General features: G+C 49.0%; 1 protein-coding gene. It reads right to left on the reverse strand.

Annotated features, from left to right (window positions below; genetic code table 11):
• Positions 1–230: 230 nt before the first annotated feature.
• Positions 231–608 (reverse strand): desulfoferrodoxin family protein, encoded by a 378-nt coding sequence (locus TRESADRAFT_RS00070; RefSeq protein ID WP_002701610.1) that lies wholly within the window; start codon positions 606–608, stop codon positions 231–233.
• Positions 609–766: the final 158 nt, after the last annotated feature.

The raw sequence follows: 766 nt of genomic DNA on the forward strand, positions 1-766 counted from the left end.
CAGTATAAATTCTCTCTCTTTTGTGCTAAGATGTTTGTAGTGACCCATTTTATCTCCTGTAATAATGTCTTGACTAAACACCATTATAGTTGATTCTATGGGTCTTTTTCATTTGTTGCACTTAGATTGTAAATTCATCCGCATAAAAAATCCCGCACAAAAAAGCGTTTTTTCTGCGCGGGCAACAACTTATACTCTGGATGATTTTTCAGGAAGGGAAAGAAAAAAAATCACAAATCAACCTTCCATAAACCGTGCTTGTTGCAGTACTCGTAGGCGGCGATGGGAACCTCTCCGTCGACGAGCGCAAAGCCGGCCTCGGGAGCGGCGCCGGGAGAGAGCCACTTGCGCTGGATTCCCCTGTCGGTCTCAAGGGCAATCCACTGGATATAATGGTCATCCTCCATCGGGTGCACGGCGGAGCCGACCCTGACTGAAACGGACCAGCCGTCTATGGCGACGACGGGAACGTGTTTTTCAGATGCGCCGTCAGTCGTGTTAGCGCGGAGCGGAGCCATGTCCTCCCCGCAGCAGACTGTTTCGGGTGCGCCTCCGGCAACGACCTCGACGATTTTCCCGCATTTTCTGCATCTCAAGAATTCTGCCATAAAAGTACCTCTTTCCAAGAATTTGGCGCGAACGCCAGAAACAAGTATACCACAGCATTCAAGACTGCCGGAAAAAATCGCGCGCGCACCGCTTCGATTTTACAATTCAAAAAAAAATCACCCCGCCCATGAAGTGTACCCCAAAAGTTGGAGACAAT

Source organism: Treponema saccharophilum DSM 2985 (assembly GCF_000255555.1).
In the GTDB taxonomy this organism is placed as follows: Bacteria; Spirochaetota; Spirochaetia; order Treponematales; family Treponemataceae; genus Treponema_D; species Treponema_D saccharophilum.